Below are 14,617 nucleotides of genomic sequence, written 5' to 3'. Positions count from 1 at the left end.
TGGCTTTTAGGTATTCGATTAACGCCAAACGCTTTTGACGATATTGGTCTGGTTGCGGTCCGGGCCGACAGAGAAAATGGAAATCTGGACATCGGTCAATTGCGAGATGCGCTCCAAATAATGGCGGGCGTTCTCCGGCAATTCATCCAATGATTTGCAAGATGTCACATCTTCTGTCCAGCCTGGCATTTCTTCATACACCGGTTCGCAGTCGGCAAGCATGCGCAAGTTGGCCGGGTATTCCGTGATCAGCTCGCCTTTATAGCGATAAGCCGTACAGATTTTCACCGTTTCGAGGCCCGTCAACACATCGATCGAGTTGACGGTCAGGTCCGTCAATCCGCTGACGCGGCGTGCATGGCGCACGACGACGCTGTCGAACCAGCCGATGCGGCGCGGGCGTCCTGTTGTCGTGCCGAATTCCTTGCCGACTGTGCGGATCTGGTCGCCCACTTCATCGAACAATTCAGTCGGGAAAGGGCCATCGCCCACGCGTGATGTGTACGCTTTACAGACGCCGATGACATGTGAAATATTCGTCGGGCCTACGCCTGCGCCGATTGTGACGCCGCCCGCTACCGGGTTGGATGACGTGACGAACGGGTAAGTCCCTTGGTCGATATCGAGCATGACGCCCTGCGCGCCTTCGAACAATACGCGGCGGCCAGCGTCGAATGCATCGTTCAGCACTTTCGATGTATCGGTCACGTATTGGGCGATTTCCTGGCCGTATTGGTAATACTCTTCCAGGATCTCTTCGACCGTGAAGCCTTCTGTTTCATAGAATTTCTCGAACATGCGGTTTTTCTCTTTCAAATTCATCCGCAATTTCTCTTCGAACACGACATGGTCCAGAAGGTCCGCGATGCGGATCCCGACACGTGCCGCTTTGTCCATATACGCAGGCCCGATGCCTTTGCCCGTCGTTCCGATCTTGTTGGCGCCGCGGCGCGCTTCTTCCACTTCGTCTTGCTTGATGTGGTAAGGCAAAATGACGTGTGCGCGGTTCGAGATGCGCAAGTTCTCCGTCGTCACCCCACGGTCGTGAAGGCCTTTCAGCTCCTGTACAAGCGCTTTCGGATCGACGACCATGCCGTTGCCGATCACCGATGTCTTGTCTTTATAGAAAATCCCCGATGGAATCAAATGCAATTTATACGTTTCACCGCCGAAAATGATTGTGTGGCCGGCGTTGTTCCCGCCTTGGTAACGCGCGATTACTTCTGCGTGTTCCGACAGAAAATCCGTGATTTTCCCTTTTCCTTCGTCTCCCCATTGCGTTCCTACTACTACGACTGATGTCATCGTCCGCACCTCCGTTAGGCTTGTCGCCCTGTTTCAAACAGTCTTTATTGTATCAATAGAGTGCCTTGGCGTCAATATGAAATCAAAGAAAACACGAACATCGAAATGCATGGATGCATTTAATGTTCGTGTTTAATAGTTGCTTTAGAAATCGCCGCCGCCTTCATGGTCAGCCCAGTCGATGGTGACGAACTTATTGTATTCCTTCACGAACGCCAGCTTAACGGTGCCGGTCGGGCCGTTCCGCTGCTTGGCGATGATGATTTCGATCATGTTCTGGTCTTCGGTTTCTTTGTCGTAATAATCTTCACGGTATAAAAATGACACGATATCGGCATCTTGCTCGATCGAGCCGGATTCACGCAAATCGGACATCATCGGCCGTTTGTCCTGACGCTGCTCTACCCCACGGGACAGCTGAGACAAGGCAATGACCGGGACTTCAAGTTCACGCGCGAGCCCTTTCAGGGAACGGGAAATATCGGATACTTCCTGTTGGCGGTTTTCGCCGGCCTTGCCCGGTCCTTGGATGAGCTGTAAATAATCGATCATGATCATGCCGAGGCCGTATTCCTGTTTCAAGCGGCGGCATTTCGCACGGATATCGTTGACGCGGATACCCGGCGTATCGTCGATGAAAATGCCGGCATTCGATAAACTGCCCATCGCCATCGTCAGCTTGCGCCAGTCTTCATTCTGCAGCGCACCGGTCCGCATGACCTGGGCATCAATATTGCCTTCTGCGCAAAGCATCCGCATGACGAGCTGCTCTGCCCCCATCTCCAAACTGAAAATCGCGACATTCTCATCCGCTTTGGTCGCGACATTTTGCGCGACGTTGAGCGCGAAGGCCGTTTTACCGACGGATGGGCGGGCGGCAACGATGATCAAATCGTTTCGTTGAAAGCCCGCCGTCACTTTGTCCAAATCGCGGAACCCGGTCGGGATGCCCGTGACATCGCCTTTACGCGTATGCAAGAGTTCGATATTGTCGTAAGTTTTCACCAATACATCTTTAATATGGATAAAGTCGCCCGCATTTTTGCGGCTCGACACTTCCATCATCTTCTTCTCCGCTTCGGCAAGCAGCGCCTCCACTTCGTCTTCGCGCGTAAAGCCGTCTTCGACGATCGTGGTGGCCACTCGGATGAGGCGGCGCAATAAGGCTTTCTCTTCCACGATATGGGCATAATGCCCAACGTTCGCGGCTGTCGGCACCGCATTGGCGATCTCGGTCAGATAGGATAAGCCGCCGACATCTTCCAGCTCTTTCTTAACCGATAGCTCTTCTGTCACCGTGACCAAATCAACCGCTTTGCCGCGGTCCGTCAAATCGATCATCGTCTGGAAAATTTTCTGGTGGGCAACGCGGTAGAAATCCTCCGGCATGACGATTTCCGCAACGGAAACCAGTGCCTGTGGCTCCAGGAAAATGGCCCCAATGATGGATTGCTCAGCTTCCTGGTTATGCGGCGGGACGCGGTCTATCGATTCGTTCATATCTATTCTCCTTACGCTTCTTCAGTAACGTGAACGCGAAGTGTCGCGGTTACATCATGATGCAATTTCACCGGCACATTCGTGTAGCCAAGTGCGCGTATTGCATCATCGAGCTCCATTTTGCGCTTGTCGATTTTATGGCCGTGTTTCTTTTCCAGTTCCTTGGCGATTTGTTTCGATGTGATCGATCCGAACAGGCGGCCGCCTTCGCCGGATTTCGCTGTCAATTCGACAGTCAGCGCTTCAAGCTGCTCTTTCAATTGCTTCGCTTCTTCAAGCTCCTGCTCAGCTTCTTTCTCCTGTTTCTTCTGCTGGCCGGCGAGTTTGCTCATCGCCGCCTGGTCAGCTTCTACCGCCAAGTTGTTCTTCAGCAAGTAGTTGTTCGCGTAGCCGTCCGCCACGTTTTTGATATCGCCTTTTTTGCCTACATTTTTTACGTCTTTCAAGAAAATCACTTTCATTCTTCAGATCCCCCTCCATCGTTTTCCGTTAATACGGCCTTCAATTGACCGACCGCTTCTTCAATGCTTGCATCCGGCATTTGCGTGGCCGCATTCGTTAAATGGCCGCCGCCGCCGAGATTTTCCATAATGACCTGCACATTGACTTCGCCGAGCGAGCGTGCGCTGATGCCCACGCCGCCTTCCGTGCGTTCAGCGATGACGAATGACGCATTGACGTCTTTCATCGTCAGCAGGATATCGGCTGTCTGGGCGATCAGCACGGGGCTGTAGATGCGCCCCTCTTCGCCTTTTGCGATGGCGATGCCGTCGCCGACGAATTCCACGCTCTGGACGATTTTCGCCCGCTCGATGTACGTATCGAGGTCTTCTTTCAGCAAACGCTGCACGAGCACCGTATCGGCACCGTTCGAGCGCAGGTAGGATGCCGCTTCGAAGGTCCGGGCGCCGGTGCGCAGCGTAAAGCTTTTCGTGTCGACGATGATCCCGGCAAGCATCGCTGTCGCCTCGAGCATCGTCAATTTTTCGTGTTTCGGCTGGTATTCGATCAATTCGGTCACGAGCTCTGCCGTAGACGATGCGTATGGCTCCATGTAAACGAGCATCGTGTTGGTGATGAATTCCTCGCCTCTTCTGTGATGGTCGATCAGGACGACGCGCTCCATGCGCTGGAGCAGGCGTTCATCGATGACCATCGACGGTTTATGCGTATCGACCACGACGAGCAGCGAATGCTCGGTCATTTCCGATAATGCCTCTTCCGGGGTAATGAAACGCTCGAACAAGTCCGGATCGCTTTCGATTTCTTCCATCAAGCGCATGACGCTGCGGTCGTATTCATCGAAATCGATGACGATGCGCCCTTTGACGCGGTTCATCTCCGCCATTTTGGCAACGCCGACCGCTGCGCCGATCGAGTCCATATCGGGCATTTTATGGCCCATGACAAAGACTTGGTCGCTTTCCTGGATCAAGTCGCGAAGCGCATGCGAAATGACGCGTGCGCGCACCCTCGTGCGTTTTTCGACAGGGTTGGTTTTACCCCCGTAGAACTTGACCTTGCCGCTCGGATGCTTGATCGCCACTTGGTCGCCGCCGCGCCCAAGTACCAAATCGAGCCCCGATTGCGCCATCGCGCCCAGTTCGATCAGGGAAGCGGAACCCGCCCCGACCCCGATGCTCAAGGTCAGCGCCATATTGTCTTTCGCTGTCACTTCACGGATATCGTCGAGCACCGTGAATTTGGTTTCCTCCAATTTCTGAAGGATCGATTCGTTGAACACCGCCATAAAGCGGTCAGAGGAAATCCGTTTCACGAAAATCCCGTTGTCGGTCCCCCATCGATTGATCAATGAGGTCACGAGGCTATTTAAATTACTGCGCACCTGATCGTCCATCCCTTGTGACAATTCATCGTAATTATCGATGAACAGGATGCCGATGACGGTCCGGTCCGCATGATACAAACTTTCAATCTCCACTTGCTCGGTAATATCGAATAAATAGTACAACCGGTCATCCGCACGGTAATAAACCCGATATTTGCGGCCGCCAAGCGACATGACCATTTCATTCGACTCGGGAGATTTGACCAATTGGTTAAATTCTTCCGTCAAGCTATAAACCGATTCACCGATCAGCGTCTCGTAATCGAGCGCCGAAGTGATATAGGGATTGGCCCATTCGATCTGTTGGTTTTCATTGACCAGCAAAATCCCGATCGGCATCTCGAGCAATGCTTCCTCGCCGACTTTCTTCATCCGGTAAGACAGCGTTTCGATATGCTTTTCGGTCTCTTCATAGTTGCGTTTTTCCAGTACCCACGCCGAGGTGATCGCCGCCCCGTACAGGAGGGCGAAAATGCCGGCGCCCCATTCTGACCAAAGGGAGATGAGGATGACCGCGGCCATTCCGAGAGCCAGCAATGCCAGCAATGGGTATCTTAGATTACGTTTCCTGAAAAAAGCCGACATTTCTTTTCAGCTCCTTACTTTCCTTTAAACTCGTGCGCCCGCTTGATCCAGCCCCGGATGTCGAAGCCGAGATCCAAAATCCCGATGATGCTCGTGAACGATTGCAAAGGAAATGCCAGAACCGTCACAAGCACCGTCACCCAGCGGGGCCAGCCCTCTTGGTGGATATAGAAATGATAGAACGATACCCCCTGCAAGAACAGCAGGAACTGCAGCAGCATCGAGGCATTGGCGAAAATCATATACGCCATGGTCCCTTGCTCGAAATCCGACAGCAAAGACACCAAAATGACGATCAAATAATACCACAGCACGCTTTTCGGCAGACGCATCTCGCGGAACGGCGGGAACTTCGGCACTTCGATGCCAAGCCGTTTCAAGATCGGCAACAGGATCAATAACAAGACCCATACCGTCGTAAAGACCGACAAGATCAACAGCGTCGGCAACAAGGTCTCGAACGTCAGCATGAACTGCGCGACAAGCTCCTCGTATTCTTCCGTCGATTCCGATCCAAGGCGCTCAAGCCAAGTACCGGCCTGTTCGTACGAACTGCGCATCGTCACCATGAATTCCTCAAGGAAGTTGATGCCGAAAAAGGCGATCGCTGCCATATACTGCACCATCAATGACAGCAGCAGCACGATGCTTGCGCCCATGAACATGAACAACTTGCTTTTTCTATACTGGATCGACAGCCCAATCATGAGCCCCAGCGGAATGTGGATCAACGTCAAAGGCAAAGACAGCAATCCGCCGATCAGAAAGCTTAACACGACCCCGACTACTGCCACCAGCGCCGACGCCTTTACCGGATACTTGGCGCTATACCAAGCAATCGGCAATGCCAAAAACAAAGTACTGATCAAACTCAGCACCGGTACATATACAGAAATAGCCAATAAGACGGCAAACAGCGCCGTCATCATGGCTCCATTCGTCAATTGACGTGTCTTTTGGTTAGGCATATCTGCGTTTTTCATCTTCTTTCGGGTTTATTTCATCCGTATAATTGTACCATGATTCAAGCCCCCGAACAAAAAAGGGAGGTTGCCTCACTGTACACCTATCGCCCCGTTTCGAGAAGGAAAAGTTTGCGCCCTCCGGTAATGGCCGCCTTTAGAAAATCAGTATCGCTGATTCTCTGATGGATGGAAATAGTAGATGAAAATTAATATGGGGGAGCTGTTTGAGCAGTTGGGGAGATTTGCTAAGAAGTTGGCGAGAGTTTACATGTCGACCTATTCCAGAATTCTATTCGGGCGTCATCTTATTATTCGCTGCCCGACTTTGGGTTGGCCTTTGGCAATAAGCCAAGAAGAACGCTTGTCTTATTGCGTCGGCTCACCCCTTTACGCTGGGCAGCTTGGTGATTTCATTGATTGGGGTGCGTTTAAATAGATCTGCTTATGTACGAGTTGCCGGCTAGCAGGGAAATCGCTTCCCGGGAAAATATATGAAAAGATAGTGAGAGTTTAGGTGTTGAAGTGCTTCAGCATGCTATTCATGCTTCATCTTGTTATTCGCCGCCCTGCTTCGGGTTGGCCTTTGGCGCTCGACGGCTTGGTGATTTCATTGATTGGGGTGCGTTTAATCTGATCTACTTCTGTATTATGTTGCCGGCTAGTGGGGAAATCGCTTCCCGGGATGCAGTGCCTGGCACGTTGATGCTTCAGTCAAAAATTTTGTTGAGGTAGCAGAGCTAACTAGCCACTCTTCACTAAAGATGACTTGAGCTACAAAACATGCAGCATTTCCTCATTTTCTATCGAATGGACAGAAAAGTTTTCTTTCCCTCTAAAACTACAGACGAAGTGGAAGGGGGCTGACGCCTGTGGGACCGCGCGGGCTGGCGAGACAAATGCACGGCGCCCTTTGCCGTACATTGGCTCAACACCCGCCCCACGGCAAGCAGCCCCCTGCAACGCAGTCGAATAGCACAAGCTATTCGACTTATTCAATTAGCTTCACTCTTGTCAATTTCCCAAAGCATATAAAAAAGAGGCCGGGAAACCGGCCTCTTTGGACAATCTTATTTATCTTCCGCTACGAACGGTAGAAGTGCCATGATACGAGCGCGTTTGATCGCAATCGTCAAACGACGTTGCCATTTAGCGCTTGTGCCCGTAACACGACGTGGCAAAATTTTGCCTCGCTCAGAAATGAATTTCTTAAGCAAATCAGTGTCTTTGTAGTCGATGCGTGTAATGTTGTTTGAAGTGAAATAACAAACCTTTTTACGCTTCTTGCCTCCGCGACGTGGTGCCATATCGAATTACCTCCCTCATTTTCAGATTTCTATTCGCTGATGGGCGCCTGGTTTAGAACGGCAGATCGTCGTCCGAAACTTCGATCTTCCCGCTTCCGCTTGAAAACGGATCGTCATCTACACGAGTATTGTTTTGCTGACTTGGACTAGACGGTTGGTTCTGTTGATAAGATGGCTGCTGTCCATACGAGCGATCATTTGAACGATCCCCAGATCCGGAATTGGCGCTTTTCGGTTCAAGGAATTGAACGCTGTCCGCCACCACTTCCGTCGTATAAACGCGCTTGCCATCTTGACCCTCGTAGCTGCCAGTCTGAATGCGGCCTTCGACACCGGCGAGACTTCCTTTTTTGAGGAAATTCGCTGTGTTTTCAGCCTGCTTGCGCCAAACGGTACAATTGATAAAATCTGCTTCGCGTTCACCTTGCGCATTGGAGAATGTCCGGTTTACAGCAAGTGTAAAACGGGCCACCGCCGCCCCGCTTGGTGTGTAGCGAAGATCAGGATCTTTTGTCAGTCTTCCGACCAATACAACCCGGTTGATCATCAGAATTCAACCTCCTTCTTCAAGTCGTGTATTATCTGTATTCCGCTTATCTTATACGTCTAGGCGTACAGCGATGTGGCGGATAATGTCTTCATTGATGTTCGCAAGACGTGTAAACTCGTTGATAGCTTCAGTTCCAGCGTTCGCTTTCACGATCTGGTAGAAACCTTCTTTGAAATCATTGATTTCATAAGCCAAACGGCGTTTACCCCATTCTTTCGACTCGATGATTTCCGCACCGTTTGAAGTCAGGATTTCGCTGAAACGCTCAACTAGCGCTTTCTTAGCGTCCTCTTCAATGTTCGGGCGTACAATGTACATTACTTCGTATTCTCTCATCGTATTGTCACCTCCTTATGGACTTGGGCCCTGCTGTTTCCAGCGGGCAAGGAGCAAGCAATCATAAATATTACTCACATCAACATATTGTAGCATACGCACAGGCTTCCGGCAAGCTGTAATTTAGGCTATACTGGGAGCATCAAAGTTCGGGATGTGTTGCCAATGGAACCTCATAAAGTCATCGATTTGAATATAGAAGAAATCGCACCGAAAGCACTGTGGTTCAATATAGTGCTCGTTGTCGCCTTCGCGCTCGCCTACCAGCTATTCCGCGAGCCTTTGTCTTTTGGCTTTTCGCTGTTCGGCACCCTCTATTTCTTCGGCGGCTACGCATTATTGATCGTACTGCATGAATTATTCCATTTGATCGGCTTCGTCGTCTTTGGAAAAGTGCCCATCTCTTCACTTCAATACGGTCTCAACTTAAAATTGGGCATCGCTTATGCGACCAGCGACCGGCCTGTGAAAAACCGGGCGATGCGGGCTGTCTTGCTGCTGCCCTTTTGGATGACCGCCGTGTTGCCTGCCGCCGCCGGCTTTTGGATCGGCGACCAAGTGCTCGTCCTGCTCGGCGCCATGCTGACGGCCGGGGCATTCGGCGACTTCCTCATGTACCGTGAACTGCGAAAAGAACCCAATGATGCGTGGATACGGGACGACCCGAAACTCCCCCGCCTCCACGTCTATTCCAGCTATCCGCCGCTAGATGAATAAACGGTAGGATCCGTACAAATAAAAAAGAAGGCACAGCAGGTTTCCTGCTGCGCCTTCTTTTTGCTGTTTATTTCACAAATGACCGTTCCACATCCCATACGCCTTCGGGAATATATTCCTTCAACAATCGCTCTGCTTTCGCCGTATAGACAATCGCTTGTTTGGTGCCGCGTTCGGTTTCGACTTCGATTGTCAGACGGTCGTACATATCAGTTTTCGCATTTCCTGAATAATCTTCCAGATCATTGATTGCCGGCCACAACACATCCGGGATATCGTAAAGCTCTCCCTGGATGACATCGTCTCCCCTCAACGCGAGCGCCGGATAGCCGAGCCCTGTGTCGTACAAACTTCCTGAAATCGTTACGTGTTCTGCCACCAAATCCGCTTCTTCCAGATAGAAATGGTATTTGCCGCCTCTTTTCAAGGTTCCATATGCGAATAAATACATTCGTTTCCCTCCTCATAAAAAACCGGATGCTCAAAAAAGCACCCGGTTCGGTATTCTTTTCCAGCCGCCAATCGATTCTTAACTTGTTTCCATGGCTGTGACTGACAATAAACTATTAGGCTGAAGCCTTATACATTGAATCTGAAGAGCATGACATCGCCGTCTTTGACGACGTATTCCTTGCCTTCTTGGCGCACTTTTCCGGCCTCTTTCGCCGCTGCCATCGAACCGGCTTCCACCAATTCGTCATAAGCGACCGTTTCTGCGCGGATAAAGCCGCGTTCGAAGTCGGAGTGGATGATGCCCGCACATTGAGGGGCTTTCATGCCTTTTTTGAACGTCCATGCACGCACTTCCTGCACGCCGGCAGTAAAGTAAGTGGCAAGCCCGAGCAATTGGTAAGCAGCTTTGATCAATTGGTCAAGCCCTGATTCTTCGATGCCGAGCTCTTCAAGGAACATTTCCTTTTCTTCGTCTTCCAGCTCTGCCATTTCCTCTTCGATCTTCGCACAAACAACAATCACATCGGAATCATGCCCTGCTGCGTATTCACGCACTTGCTTGACGTATTCGTTGTTGTCCGCATCGGCGATTTCGTCTTCAGACACGTTCGCCACATACAGCATCGGCTTGAGCGTCAGCAAGTTCAGGCCTTTAGCGATTTTCAGCTCGTCTTCCGTGAAGTCGATCGAGCGGGCCAATTCGCCATTTTCAAATGCCTCGCGCAATTTCGCCAATACCGGCGCTTCCGCTACGGCATCCTTGTCTTTTTGCTTCAATAGTTTTGCATTGCGCGTGATGCGCTTTTCAATGCTTTCCATATCCGCAAGCACAAGTTCCAGGTTGATGACTTCAATGTCCGACACCGGATCCACGCCGCCCGAAACGTGCGTGACGTTTTCATCGGCGAAGCAGCGGACCACTTGGGTGATGGCATCCACTTCACGGATATTGGCGAGGAATTTATTCCCGAGCCCTTCCCCTTTGCTGGCGCCTTTGACGATTCCGGCGATGTCCGTGAATTCGAAAGCTGTCGGGATGGTCTTTTTCGGTTCGACCAGTTCCGTCAGTTTATCGAGGCGCTCGTCAGGCACTTCGACGATGCCGACGTTTGGATCTATCGTACAGAACGGGTAGTTCGCCGCTTCGGCGCCCGCTTTCGTAATAGCGTTGAATAATGTGGATTTCCCTACGTTTGGTAATCCTACAATCCCTGCAGTTAATGCCAAAGGATTCACGACCTTTCTTTTTCGCTCACAAATTTTGCAACCATTCCATTATAGAAAGAGGAGGCGGAAATGTCCATTGTTCATTCCGCCTCGGCCTTCACCAATACTTTTTTCATTTTTTTATTGAACTCGGCCCGCGGCAGCATGACGCTGTGCTGGCAGCCTTCGCATTTGATGCGGATGTCGGCGCCCATGCGGATAATTTTCCAGGCATTCGCCCCGCATGGATGCCCTTTTTTCATCTCGACAATATCATTCAGCCCGAATTCCTTCATTTCCATGGCTGCGTCCCCCCATCATTTATTCGCATTCATTACAGCTGGATCGCCTGGCTCGCGGTGCATGACCACCATGCGGGGATACGGCAATTCGACGCCGCGCTGATCCAGGAATTCCTTCAGGTCGCGGCGCATCCGGCGGGCTACCGCAAAATGCTGCATCGGCAAGGTTTCAGCCGTCAAGCGCATGACCACTTCCGTCGCTGTCATATTCTGCACGCCGAGCAGTTCCGCTGGGCTGACGACTTCTTCATACATCGGCTGCACCGTCTCCAGGAACTCCAGGATGAGCCGTTCCACTTTCACCAGGTCGGAGTCATGGGAAACGCTCAAATCCACGACCGCGATTGAATTATGGAGCGAGAAATTGACGACTTCCGTCACACTGCCGTTCGGGAAAATGAAAATCTCCCCGGTCCATGCCTGTACTTTCGTCGTGCGCAAACCGATTTCCTGGACCGTCCCTTCGGCTTGGTTGATGCGTACATAGTCGCCGACTGAAAATTGGTCTTCAAAAATGATGAAGAAGCCGGTGATGACATCGCGCACCAGGTTCTGCGCGCCGAAACCGACAGCCAGGCCGACCACCCCGGCACCGGCGATGATCCCGCTGATGTTGACCGAGAAAGCCGCCAGGATGGCAACCAGCGCCATGAATCCAATGACATATGTAACGATGTTTTCCAATAACTTCGATAAAGTTTGATGACGCCGCCCATTCGTCTTGATCGGCCCTCTCAAGCGGACCGAAAACGATTTGCGGATGATGACCCGCATGACGCGCGTCAATATATAGGCACCGACAGCAATTAAAATGACACGCAGCGCGGTTCCGGAAATATCGAGCCACATTTGCTCATCCAGCAGCTTTGTTGTCATTTGATTGACAAATCTCTCCACAACGCTTCTTTCAAAAAACACGTCTACACCTTCTTTAATTACTTACATCAGATTGAATTTAAACACGGCCGTGACAAGAAACGCAACTACAATGATCCCCGGCAATAAGTTCGCTACGCGGATCTTCACAATGCCCATCAAATTAAGGCCGATCGCCGCGATCATGACACCACCGGTCGCTGTCATCTCGGTGATGAACAAGTCAAGCGCCGCTTCCGGGATGAGCAGGCTGATCTGTGTGGCAAACAAGGCGATCAATCCCTGGTAAACAAACACAGGGATTGCCGACAGCATGACGCCAATACCGAGCGTCGAGGCAAGAATGATCGACGTAAAGCCGTCAATAATGCCTTTTGACACAAGAACGCCGTGCTCATTGCTGAGGCCGCTCTCCAATGCGCCGATAATGCCCATCGCGCCGATGACAAAAATCAGCGTCGCAGTGACAAATCCCTGCGCCAGGCTCCCCTGGCTTTCTTTCGTGCCAAGCATCCGTTCAATCCAGCGGCCGAATGCATTCAATTTGTCTTCAAGCCTCGCCCATTCGCCGATAACCGCACCGAGCACCAGGCTGATGATAACAATGATGAAATTCTGGCTCTCAAAGCCCATCTGTAAGCCCAAGACGACGACTACCAGCCCAATGACATACATGACCGTCTCTTTCATCCTGTCGGGAATATTGCGCAATGCCCGCCCGATCAGTGTTCCTGCAACAATTAAAACCGCGTTGACCAACGTTCCCCAAAGAACCATATTCGAGCTCCTTCCTCTCCCTGCTTCGGAATGTGCAGAGCGCCCGGCTCTTCTCCCTCTTTTTATCAAGTTCCTAAAGCCTTCTGCTGAGCTGCCATGTCCCCAGCTCCATGTTCTGGTATCCACGGCATTCTCCCGTTTCAAAGAAACGCCTATTTCCCGTCTCCGGAAAATAGGCCGTCTGCATACCGATGTTAACGGTTCATTTGGATAAACCAGCTACGAGCGCAAAAAGCGCCGGTTTCCTGCTGAAGTGTTATTTCAGCAAATCCAGTATCCGTTCCAAATCATCTTCCGAGAAAAACTCGATTTCGATCTTGCCTTTGTTCTTCTGTTTTTTGATCTGGACATTCGTGCCGAAACGGTCACGCAGCTCAGATTGTTTTTCTTCTATAAAGATATCCTTTTTCTTTTCGGGTGTTTCACGTGGAACATTGTCATTCAACCGCTGAATCAGGTTCTCCAGCTGGCGGACATTCAATCCCTCTTTGACTGCCTTTTTTGCAGTTTCGGAAATATCCTTTTTACTGCGCAACCCGAGCAACGTACGCCCGTGCCCCATCGACAGCTTTTTATCCGAAATGAGCTCGCGCACGTCTTTCGGCAAGGTCAATAAGCGGATATGGTTCGTGATATGAGGGCGGCTTTTGCCGAGGCGGAATGCCAATTGCTCCTGTGTCAAATTCAATGTATCCATGAGCTTCTGGTAAGCTTCCGCCTCTTCAATCGGCGTCAAATCTTCCCGTTGCAAGTTCTCGAGAATCGCCAGTTCCATCATCTGCTGTTCATTGAAATCCTTTACGATGGCTGGAACTTCTTTCAATTTGCACAGTTTTGCCGCACGGAAGCGGCGTTCTCCGACGACCAGTTCGAATTTTGCGCCTTTTTTCCGTACCACGACAGGCTGCAGGATGCCGTGCTCGCGAATCGATTCGGCAAGTTCTTCAAGTGCTTGCTGGTCGAATACTTTGCGCGGCTGATGCGGGTTTTCTTTAATATCGGTCAATTTGATCTGCATCACTTTATCCGTTTCGTTGACCGTTTCTCCTGGAAACAATGCGTTGATGCCTTTTCCCAATCCTTTAGCCATTACGAATCACTTCCTTCGCCAATTCTAGATAAACTTCTGCGCCTCTGGACTTCGGATCATAGATGATGATTGGCTCTCCGTGACTCGGAGCCTCGCTCAAGCGGATATTGCGCGGAACCACGGTGTCATACACTTTGTCCTGGAAGTATTTCTTCACTTCTTCGATGACTTGCATGCCCAGATTGGTCCGTGCATCGTACATCGTCAACAGCACGCCATCGATCATCAAATCATGGTTCAAGTGTTTTTGGACCAGCCGAACCGTGCTCAATAATTGGCTTAAACCTTCTAGAGCATAATATTCACATTGTACTGGAATAATAATTCCGTCTGAAGCGGTCAACGAATTCAAAGTCAATAGGCCCAGCGATGGCGGACAGTCGATAATGATGTAATCGTATAAATCCTTTACTTCTGCCAAGGCGTTTTTCAGCCGCGCTTCGCGTGAAATGGTCGAAACCAATTCAATTTCCGCACCGGCCAGTGAAATCGTCGCCGGCACCACATGGAGATTTTCGACTTTCGTCTCCATGATCGTGTCTTTGACATCCACATCGTCAATGAGAATTTCATAGATGCATTGATCGACATCGCCTTTATTGATGCCGACGCCGCTCGTCGCATTGCCTTGTGGATCGATATCTATTAACAGCACTTTCTTACCGAGATAAGCAAGGCAAGCGCTTAAATTAACTGATGAAGTTGTTTTTCCTACACCGCCCTTTTGATTGGCGATGGCAATCGTTCTACCCACACGTGCACCAACTTTCTTCGATACTGTCTTCATTTTACTGCGGAAACG

Annotated in this window: 16 protein-coding genes; 1 reads left to right on the top strand and 15 read right to left on the bottom strand. The window is 50.8% G+C overall.

Annotation, left to right across the window (positions count from 1 at the left end):
• Positions 1–18: 18 nt before the first annotated feature.
• The 8 genes from DP119_RS11645 to rpsF form a co-directional block, all read right to left on the bottom strand.
• On the bottom strand, positions 19–1,305 hold the full coding sequence (locus DP119_RS11645) for an adenylosuccinate synthase (protein ID WP_112233338.1): 1,287 nt from the start codon (positions 1,303–1,305) through the stop codon (positions 19–21).
• Between the two features lie 144 nt (positions 1,306–1,449).
• Positions 1,450–2,805: a replicative DNA helicase gene (dnaB, locus tag DP119_RS11640; protein ID WP_112233337.1), complete on the bottom strand. Its 1,356-nt coding sequence runs from the start codon at positions 2,803–2,805 to the stop codon at positions 1,450–1,452.
• Between the two features lie 11 nt (positions 2,806–2,816).
• Entirely contained in the window at positions 2,817–3,266 is a 450-nt protein-coding gene (gene rplI / locus DP119_RS11635; protein ID WP_112233336.1) for a 50S ribosomal protein L9, read from the bottom strand.
• Positions 3,263–5,239, bottom strand: a complete 1,977-nt coding sequence (locus DP119_RS11630; protein ID WP_112233335.1) for a DHH family phosphoesterase — start codon at positions 5,237–5,239, stop codon at positions 3,263–3,265. Before DP119_RS11630 ends, rplI begins: the two co-directional genes overlap by 4 nt.
• A 14-nt stretch (positions 5,240–5,253) precedes the next feature.
• Positions 5,254–6,207, bottom strand: a complete 954-nt coding sequence (locus DP119_RS11625) for a YybS family protein (RefSeq protein WP_112233483.1) — start codon at positions 6,205–6,207, stop codon at positions 5,254–5,256.
• A gap of 1,064 nt (positions 6,208–7,271) precedes the next feature.
• Positions 7,272–7,508, bottom strand: a complete 237-nt coding sequence (gene rpsR / locus DP119_RS11615; protein ID WP_112233333.1) for a 30S ribosomal protein S18 — start codon at positions 7,506–7,508, stop codon at positions 7,272–7,274.
• 52 nt (positions 7,509–7,560) lie between these two features.
• Complete coding sequence (gene ssb, locus DP119_RS11610) at positions 7,561–8,055, bottom strand: single-stranded DNA-binding protein (protein ID WP_058382281.1); 495 nt, start codon at positions 8,053–8,055, stop codon at positions 7,561–7,563.
• A gap of 51 nt (positions 8,056–8,106) precedes the next feature.
• Entirely contained in the window at positions 8,107–8,394 is a 288-nt protein-coding gene (gene rpsF / locus DP119_RS11605) for a 30S ribosomal protein S6 (protein WP_058382280.1), read from the bottom strand.
• 165 nt (positions 8,395–8,559) lie between these two features.
• On the opposite strand from rpsF, the gene DP119_RS11600 reads away from it, so the two are divergent.
• Positions 8,560–9,111, top strand: a complete 552-nt coding sequence (locus tag DP119_RS11600; protein ID WP_112233332.1) for a DUF3267 domain-containing protein — start codon at positions 8,560–8,562, stop codon at positions 9,109–9,111.
• Between the two features lie 67 nt (positions 9,112–9,178).
• Here DP119_RS11600 and DP119_RS11595 read toward each other — a convergent pair whose 3' ends face one another.
• From DP119_RS11595 to DP119_RS11565, 7 genes are all read right to left on the bottom strand, one after another.
• Positions 9,179–9,562: a gamma-glutamylcyclotransferase family protein gene (locus tag DP119_RS11595; RefSeq protein WP_112233331.1), complete on the bottom strand. Its 384-nt coding sequence runs from the start codon at positions 9,560–9,562 to the stop codon at positions 9,179–9,181.
• A 128-nt stretch (positions 9,563–9,690) separates the two neighbouring features.
• A complete protein-coding gene (ychF, locus tag DP119_RS11590; RefSeq protein WP_112233482.1) occupies positions 9,691–10,791 on the bottom strand; it encodes a redox-regulated ATPase YchF in 1,101 nt (366 codons plus the stop codon).
• An 80-nt stretch (positions 10,792–10,871) separates the two neighbouring features.
• Entirely contained in the window at positions 10,872–11,072 is a 201-nt protein-coding gene (locus DP119_RS11585) for a DUF951 domain-containing protein (RefSeq protein WP_068871157.1), read from the bottom strand.
• A 15-nt stretch (positions 11,073–11,087) separates the two neighbouring features.
• Positions 11,088–11,948: a mechanosensitive ion channel family protein gene (locus DP119_RS11580; protein WP_112233481.1), complete on the bottom strand. Its 861-nt coding sequence runs from the start codon at positions 11,946–11,948 to the stop codon at positions 11,088–11,090.
• A gap of 63 nt (positions 11,949–12,011) precedes the next feature.
• Positions 12,012–12,725 (bottom strand): DUF554 domain-containing protein, encoded by a 714-nt coding sequence (locus DP119_RS11575; RefSeq protein WP_112233330.1) that lies wholly within the window; start codon positions 12,723–12,725, stop codon positions 12,012–12,014.
• A 256-nt stretch (positions 12,726–12,981) separates the two neighbouring features.
• Positions 12,982–13,815, bottom strand: coding sequence for a ParB/RepB/Spo0J family partition protein (locus DP119_RS11570; RefSeq protein ID WP_112233329.1), 834 nt, complete (start codon positions 13,813–13,815; stop codon positions 12,982–12,984).
• Positions 13,808–14,569 carry a ParA family protein gene (locus DP119_RS11565; protein WP_112233480.1) on the bottom strand — a complete coding sequence of 254 codons (762 nt, stop codon included), beginning with the start codon at positions 14,567–14,569 and terminating at the stop codon, positions 13,808–13,810. The genes DP119_RS11570 and DP119_RS11565 overlap by 8 nt, the downstream gene beginning before the upstream one ends.
• Between the last annotated feature and the right edge of the window lie 48 nt (positions 14,570–14,617).

Source organism: Planococcus maitriensis (genome assembly GCF_003289925.1).
Lineage (GTDB): Bacteria > Bacillota > Bacilli > Bacillales_A > Planococcaceae > Planococcus > Planococcus maitriensis.
This window is presented reverse-complemented; position numbering and strand designations above follow the sequence as displayed.

Bases quoted from the DNA above. Each gene is read 5' to 3' on its own strand.
- DP119_RS11645 (WP_112233338.1), bottom strand. From the start codon at position 1,305: ATGACATCAGTCGTAGTAGTAGGAACGCAATGGGGAGACGAAGGAAAA.
- dnaB (WP_112233337.1), bottom strand. From the start codon at position 2,805: ATGAACGAATCGATAGACCGCGTCCCGCCGCATAACCAGGAAGCTGAG.
- rplI (WP_112233336.1), bottom strand. From the start codon at position 3,266: ATGAAAGTGATTTTCTTGAAAGACGTAAAAAATGTAGGCAAAAAAGGC.
- DP119_RS11630 (WP_112233335.1), bottom strand. From the start codon at position 5,239: ATGTCGGCTTTTTTCAGGAAACGTAATCTAAGATACCCATTGCTGGCA.
- DP119_RS11625 (WP_112233483.1), bottom strand. From the start codon at position 6,207: ATGCCTAACCAAAAGACACGTCAATTGACGAATGGAGCCATGATGACG.
- rpsR (WP_112233333.1), bottom strand. From the start codon at position 7,508: ATGGCACCACGTCGCGGAGGCAAGAAGCGTAAAAAGGTTTGTTATTTC.
- ssb (WP_058382281.1), bottom strand. From the start codon at position 8,055: ATGATCAACCGGGTTGTATTGGTCGGAAGACTGACAAAAGATCCTGAT.
- rpsF (WP_058382280.1), bottom strand. From the start codon at position 8,394: ATGAGAGAATACGAAGTAATGTACATTGTACGCCCGAACATTGAAGAG.
- DP119_RS11600 (WP_112233332.1), top strand. From the start codon at position 8,560: ATGGAACCTCATAAAGTCATCGATTTGAATATAGAAGAAATCGCACCG.
- DP119_RS11595 (WP_112233331.1), bottom strand. From the start codon at position 9,562: ATGTATTTATTCGCATATGGAACCTTGAAAAGAGGCGGCAAATACCAT.
- DP119_RS11585 (WP_068871157.1), bottom strand. From the start codon at position 11,072: ATGGAAATGAAGGAATTCGGGCTGAATGATATTGTCGAGATGAAAAAA.
- DP119_RS11580 (WP_112233481.1), bottom strand. From the start codon at position 11,948: ATGACAACAAAGCTGCTGGATGAGCAAATGTGGCTCGATATTTCCGGA.
- DP119_RS11575 (WP_112233330.1), bottom strand. From the start codon at position 12,725: ATGGTTCTTTGGGGAACGTTGGTCAACGCGGTTTTAATTGTTGCAGGA.
- DP119_RS11570 (WP_112233329.1), bottom strand. From the start codon at position 13,815: ATGGCTAAAGGATTGGGAAAAGGCATCAACGCATTGTTTCCAGGAGAA.